The sequence below is a fragment of the Paenisporosarcina sp. P5_A11 genome, assembly GCF_056400705.1.
Window position 1 is genome coordinate 1 of record NZ_JBFUKT010000179.1, and the last position, 6,640, is coordinate 6,640.

At 36.8% G+C, this 6,640-nt stretch carries 7 protein-coding genes and 1 riboswitch; all 7 genes read right to left on the reverse strand.

The window, feature by feature from the left end:
• A partial coding sequence (locus AC1DOS_RS16875; protein WP_477538437.1) for an ECF transporter S component occupies positions 1-324 on the reverse strand: 324 nt, incomplete at its 3' end.
• A gap of 155 nt (positions 325-479) precedes the next feature.
• A riboswitch (FMN riboswitch) is annotated at positions 480-612 on the reverse strand.
• 77 nt (positions 613-689) lie between these two features.
• Positions 690-1,925 carry a hypothetical protein gene (locus AC1DOS_RS16880; protein WP_477538438.1) on the reverse strand — a complete coding sequence of 412 codons (1,236 nt, stop codon included), beginning with the start codon at positions 1,923-1,925 and terminating at the stop codon, positions 690-692.
• On the reverse strand, positions 1,912-2,454 hold the full coding sequence (gene sigX / locus AC1DOS_RS16885) for an RNA polymerase sigma factor SigX (protein WP_108587650.1): 543 nt from the start codon (positions 2,452-2,454) through the stop codon (positions 1,912-1,914). The genes AC1DOS_RS16880 and sigX overlap by 14 nt, the downstream gene beginning before the upstream one ends.
• A 50-nt stretch (positions 2,455-2,504) precedes the next feature.
• On the reverse strand, positions 2,505-4,286 hold the full coding sequence (locus AC1DOS_RS16890; RefSeq protein WP_108587648.1) for an ATP-binding protein: 1,782 nt from the start codon (positions 4,284-4,286) through the stop codon (positions 2,505-2,507).
• A complete protein-coding gene (locus AC1DOS_RS16895) occupies positions 4,279-4,995 on the reverse strand; it encodes a response regulator transcription factor (protein WP_108587646.1) in 717 nt (238 codons plus the stop codon). The genes AC1DOS_RS16890 and AC1DOS_RS16895 overlap by 8 nt, the downstream gene beginning before the upstream one ends.
• A gap of 93 nt (positions 4,996-5,088) precedes the next feature.
• The gene (ccsB, locus tag AC1DOS_RS16900; RefSeq protein ID WP_108587643.1) at positions 5,089-6,273 is read right to left on the reverse strand and encodes a c-type cytochrome biogenesis protein CcsB; all 1,185 of its coding nucleotides are present in this window, start codon (positions 6,271-6,273) and stop codon (positions 5,089-5,091) included.
• Positions 6,270-6,640 (reverse strand): cytochrome c biogenesis ResB family protein (locus AC1DOS_RS16905; protein WP_477538439.1); only part of this gene is annotated, 371 nt, incomplete at its 5' end. The genes ccsB and AC1DOS_RS16905, both read right to left, overlap by 4 nt.

A 6,640-nucleotide genomic window follows, 5' to 3' on the forward strand; every position in this document is an offset into this window, starting at 1 on the left:
GCCTTTAGTAGTCGATATTTTACGATAAATTGCATAAACAGGTAACATAAATAGAATGCTCGTAACAAAATTCGCTATTTCTCCTACCGGTACTCCAGTTGGACTTCCACTGAACATCCAGTACAAGACATTTTTAAAAAGAGCGACTAATATGCCAGCTATTGGACCCATTGTTATTGCAGCGATTAATGCTGGTACATCACTAAAGTCGACTTTCAAAAAGGCTGGTAATGCTGGTAATGGAAAATTAAATAGCATTAAAACAAATGAAATGCTACTTAACATCGCGACTGCAATCATAATTCGCAATTTATTGTTCTTCATATGACTCTCTCCCTTTGTCGATTCACTCCACAAGAAGAAAAGTTTGTTCGTTCCAGTCCCATCAAAAAACCCCTTAAGCTGTTATCGCTTAGGGGAGTAAAAAGGCGCACCTAAATAGGCGTCTCGTTAAATGACAGAACGAAAAACGACCGCACCTTCACCTTCTCCCATCCAGACTATACTGTCGGCTTTGGAATTTCACCAAATCCTGCCTTTCGGCTCGCGGGCTCAAGAAAACGTTCTTCCATTACCGCCGATCGGGAATTTCACCCTGCCCCGAAGATGAATCATTATTAACTTACATTCTCTACTATAAGAAAAAAAGAATCATTTGTAAACTACTTGAGCCTACAAAATGATTCTTTTTATTGCCAACTAAATTTATTTAGTCCAATTGGTTGTTCAATTGGTTGAGTTAAATTAATATCGTTCCACTGTTCTTCAAGAACATTATCGAATTGAACCTGGACGTCGAAAGTAGCTCCAGTTAAGACAAAGCTTTCAATCATTTGAGATGATTGTTCTTGTGAAAATGAATTCAGCTCAAGTGGTTTAGTAAACCTGATGTGGACAATTCCATTAATTTCTTCAACTGTATAAGTAACTGACCTTGGTATCGCCTTTTCAAAAAAATCATTTGGAGGCGTGTTTAAGGCATCCATTGCTTCAGACACATCGTCGTACGATTCATTTAGACTCGGCACCAAGTAGACTTGACCTGTTGGATCTGTGTATGGGTAAACAGCCGTTTTGTATAACCCATTAGATAGAACTGTAGGTATTTTTTTACCTACTTGATTAAATTCAGCTTGACTACCATCCTCATTCTGATGATTTACTTGAGTATAGCCTTCAAATGTGTATTGAAGTGCTTCATCATATACCTCTAGAGCAGTACTTGATAAGTCATAATCGTGTTCTTTAGGTAACTGATGATTTAGTTGATCTTGATCAATTTCAAAAGTCCCCTTAAAAGGGTGATAATCAATAAAGCCAAGTTCTTCTTCATCAATGTCATCCGCATATTGCTTATATAATTGCAATGTATTTGGAGACTGACCCCCAAAATCCTGTTGAATTTGATCGTTAGGTATTAAAAAAGTAACAGGTATTACAAGTGCATCTTGAGAAACTAGACCAATTTGAAAAGCTGTATGATYTTCTACATCACTTGAATTAACAGTTGTTAAATTTGATTCAGCTGGAGCTTTTGCAACAGACATCTCACTTTCAGGAGTTGCTTTTTCTGACGCACTATCAAAAATTGTTGCCTCTTCTTCCATGGAAGTTTTATTTTCATCATTTGTTACGGCATCCATATCAGTAGATTTAGCACTTTCTGAATTACTGTCAAATGCACTTTGCATAAAGCTATTTGGCTTGTTGATAAGTGTCGCACCTAACAATGTTAATGTAATCAAGGCAGCTATAGCTACAGCTGCTGGTATCCATCGTTTCTGTTTCACTTTGGAACCTTCTGAAAGTCTTTGATCCTGCTGTAAACGTTTCAATACTTCGTCTTTAGAACGAGTGTCTTGAAGTTTGGGCACCTGGCTAAGTAACTGATCGATTTTTTGTTCACTCCATTTATTGTTGCTCATCGTGAACTTTCCTCCTATCCGAATGCCCAGATAAGCGATCCCGAAGTTTATTAATTGCTCGGTGTTGAGTGGTCTTGACTTTACCCTCCGTCCATCCCAGAACTTGTGCTGTCTCAGAGATTGATAATTCTTGGAAGTATCGCATAATAACAACCATTTTTTGATCGCCTGTACATTCTTCTAACGCGTTTAACAATTGTTTCATTTCATCATTCATTTCAGCTAATTCTTCAGGAAGAGCTTCTGTGGATCTTAATTCTTGTTTTTCCCAATCAAAAAAGTCAAATGAATGTCGTTTACGTACCGAAGATTTTCGGAAATGATCAATTGCTACATTTTTAGCAATTGAAAATAACCACGTTTTTTCAGAACTTTTGCCTTCGAAACGGCTGAAAGCTTTTAACACTCTTACATATACTTCGTGCATTAAATCTTCGGCTGTTTGTCTATTCTTCACCATGTACAACAAGAATTGAAAAACATCTTGATGATACTGGTCATAAAGCCTGTGAAAAACGGAGTCATTCATTTAACAACTCCTCCCGTTCTTTAAAGTAGTCGTTTTAGTCTTCAATAAAGTTACAAATTTTTAATGGGTAACGTAAAGGTAAATATGGTGCCAACGGTTTCTTCACTTTTAACTGTAATCGTACCATCATGAGCTTCTACCATATTTTTGGCAATTGCTAAACCTAAACCTGTTCCACCTTTACCTCTTGTTCTGGATTTATCAGCCTTATAAAAACGTTCAAATACAAAAGGTAAATCTTCAGTTGGGATTCCTGACCCTGTGTCTTCAACGCTAATTTTAACGAATGCATTGTGTTGTTCGACACGAACCGAAACATTTCCTTCATTTGATGTATGGCGAATTGCGTTATCAATTAAATTAGTCAACACTTGTTCAATTCGATCTTCATCGATATCAACAGTTAGTTCTGGAGTCACTGTTGTACTAAATTTTAATTCAACATTTGATTCTCTAGCTACTTGAGCAAATTTTTGTGTGATTCGTTCAATAACTTGAGCAATAGTTACACTTTCTCTGTATAGACGCATACGACCTGATTCCATTCGAGCTAAATCAAGTAAATCGGTTACTAAACGCCCCATACGTTTTGATTCTTCATAAATGATTTTAATCATTTCATCTCGTTCTTCATCTGTAGACACTACATCATCAATTATGGCTTCACTATAGCCTTGTAACATCGCAATAGGAGTTCTTAGTTCATGAGATACATTTGCGATAAAATCAGAACGTAATCGGTCTAACCGGTTTTGTTCTGTCATATCTCGAAGTACCGCAACTGCCCCGCGAATCGAATCTCCGCTATATAATGGGCTGAAGGTAATGGCGTAATAACTCCCTTCCATTTCTAACTCTTCATTTATTTCTTCTTCCAAATGAAGAACATGGTCGAGCATATGATCCATTTCAATGGGAATAGGTTGGCCTTTACTCGTCCCAATTCGGAAAAACCATTTTTGCAACAATTTTTCAGCCTGTGGGTTGCTGAGTAAAATTGTATGGTCTCGATTAAAGGTAATAACAGCGTCTGTCATTGATGTTAGTATGCTTGATAATTGCTCTTTTTCCTGATTAATTACTTCTAAATGATGTTTTAATTGTCGTCCCATTTGGTTAAATGCTGTAGCTAATTGACCAATCTCATCATTTTGCAGAGCAGGTAATTTTGTATCAAAGTTTCCTTTAGACAATTCAAAAGCAGCTTCTCGCATTTTCCGTAAAGGGGAAGTAATTCGAGTGGATAAGAAGAAAGCGAAAAACGTTGTTAACATAAATGCAATGAATGCTGATAAAAACACAATATTTGTCGTTTCTTTTGTTGTTTTATGAATGACATCTAAACTTTGGTAGATAAATACTGCGCCATGTAAATCATTTTCAATATTTAATGGAGATGCTAAGACAATAAAAGACTCCATTTGATTATCATTTTCAAGGGAAGGTAAAATCATTTCTTTAATAATAGGTTGAGAAGATTCAAAAACTTTTACTAGGCTTCTATCATTCATGATGCGCTCTTTTATTTTTTCTTCATTTTGGCCTTCATGTAATGTTAATGAAACTTCACGAGGTTCTTTTGCAATAAGCGCATTCGTCTCAGGTCCTAAAATATCAGAAATAATATACATTGCTGATTCCACCTGGTCATGTTCATTCACTATTCGCGCAATTGTATTCGCTTCTTTGCGTAACGAGGCCTCTGCTTGTTCAATATGATAATTCCCTAAAAACTCAAGCATTAAGATGGTAATGATAAACAATACAAACGAAACGAGAAGCAGTATGGTTACCCATAGCTTCCCGACGACGCTGTTCCATATTCTATTCATTGACAATCTCAAATTTATATCCTACGCCCCACACAGTCACAATCATTTTAGCTGCTTTTTCGGATACACGATTTAATTTTTCACGTAATCGTTTAACGTGAGTATCTACTGTCCGCAAATCACCAAAGAAATCATAGTGCCATACTTCTTTTAACAATTGTTCGCGATCAAACACTTTGTCTGGTGCTTTTGCTAAAAAGTAAAGAAGTTCATATTCTTTAGGTGTTAAATTCACTTCTGTCCCATCCGCAGTTACACGGTGGGCGTCGTGGTCTATTATTAAATGGGGGAATACAACTAAGTCCTTAGATACCGATGAAGTTGAAATCGGTGAAATGGTTACTGAACGTCGCAATACCGCTTTAACTCTTAATACAACTTCGCGAGGACTAAACGGTTTTACGATGTAATCATCGGCACCTAATTCAAATCCTTCAACACGATTTGCTTCTTCACCCTTAGCTGTTAACAACATAATAGGTGTTGCTTTATGTTCACGAAGCTCCGTAATAACTTCTAAGCCGTCTTTTTCAGGCATCATGACATCTAGTAAGATACAATGATAATCTTTTTCCAGTGCCATTTCTAAAGCTATTTCACCATTCTCAGCCTCATCTACTTCATATCCTTCGCGCTCTAAATACATTTTTAATAATCTACGAATACGATCTTCATCATCTACTACTAATACAGATATATGTTCTGACATTATGGTTACCCCTTCCGTCTTACCAATTATTGTACAATTACATATCTTAAATTGAAAGAAAAGCCCTTCCCTCGGAAGGAAAAGGCTTGTGTATTATGCGTATGAATGTAAACCGGCAATAATTAAGTTAACTGCAATTAAGTTGAACATAATTATGATAAAGCCAATTACCGCTAACCATGCAGATTTTTCACCATGCCATCCTCGAGATAAACGAAGATGTAAGAACGCTGCATAGAATAACCACGTAATGAGAGCCCAAACTTCTTTTGGATCCCATCCCCAGAATCTCGACCACGCTTCATGTGCCCAAATCATGGCAAATATCAGTGCTCCGAGTGTAAATACTGGGAAACCGATTGAAACTGCACGATAGCCTATTTCATCCATCAATTGCGAATTTGCTTTTTGAGCAAAAGGTTTTAATAATGCTGAAATAGATTTTCGCGTAATTAATCGTAATAAAACATACAGTACAGTACCAAAAAGTAAAGACCACGTAACCGTTGTTAATTTTTTAGCATTAACAATAGACGGCATTTCAGCAAGAGGGGTCATAGTTCCTGGTGTCAAAGCTTCAAATTCGTTCATTCCGAAAATTGGTGGTGTATTGTAAATAATTTCTTTTTCTTTTTGTTCTTTGTCTACATAATTAAACTTTGCTTCGTAATCCATTACGCTAAATGTTGTAGTTGAAGCTACAAATCCTAAAACGAGAACAAGAGTAAACATTACTGCTTCTAACCAAAAACGTTGCTTTGTTTTTTTTGTAATATCTACATTTTTCAAGAGATAAATCAACCCTGCAACCGCACTTATTGCTAAAATCGCTTCACCTAAAGCAGCAGTAGTTACATGTACAGTTAACCAATAACTCTTAAGTGCTGGAATTAATGGATTGATATCACGAGGGAACATACTAGCAAAGCCGATAATGATAATGGCAATTGGCAATGCAAACAACCCAAGTAATGGTGTTTTGTAGATGAAATAAATTAAGATAAAGGCCCCAACAACCATCATGCCAAACGCCGTTGTAAATTCAAATAAATTACTTACGGGAGCATGTCCCGCCGCTATCCAGCGAGTAATAAAGTACGCTAAGTTCGCAATAAAACCAACGATCGTAACGATGATTCCGATGCGCCCCCATCTTCTTTCAGATGCGGAAGTTTTAGAACCAGATACTTTTACTGCTCCACCGAAAAACATGGTTGCGATTAAGTAACAAACAAATGCAACAAACAATAAATTGCTACTAATTGATACTAATGTCATGACGATTTCTCACCATCCTCTTTCAGCTCTTGACCTTCTGTATCGTGTTGATCAATGTAAGGTGGCAGCTGTGCCGCTTCCGTAACTTGATCTAACTCTTTTTTAACTCCAAACCAGTTTTTGTTGGTATGGGCAGCTACTACTAAACGACCTTCTGTAGATTCGTGAATCCAAATCCGACGGTGGTTAAAGTAAGAACCTTGTGCAACTCCAATCATAAAGAGTAAGCCACCTAATGCCAAAATCCACAATGTCTTATCTTTACGAATCGTTAATCCTGAAACATCGCGAGTATCAACGTTTTGGAACTCAAGTTTATATTCATTGTCTCCAAGTGGCTCTACAGTTTGTTTGATTGCTACAAAAC

Bases quoted from the DNA above. Each gene is read 5' to 3' on its own strand.
- sigX (WP_108587650.1), bottom strand. From the start codon at position 2,454: ATGAATGACTCCGTTTTTCACAGGCTTTATGACCAGTATCATCAAGAT.
- AC1DOS_RS16890 (WP_108587648.1), bottom strand. From the start codon at position 4,286: ATGAATAGAATATGGAACAGCGTCGTCGGGAAGCTATGGGTAACCATA.
- AC1DOS_RS16895 (WP_108587646.1), bottom strand. From the start codon at position 4,995: ATGTCAGAACATATATCTGTATTAGTAGTAGATGATGAAGATCGTATT.
- ccsB (WP_108587643.1), bottom strand. From the start codon at position 6,273: ATGACATTAGTATCAATTAGTAGCAATTTATTGTTTGTTGCATTTGTT.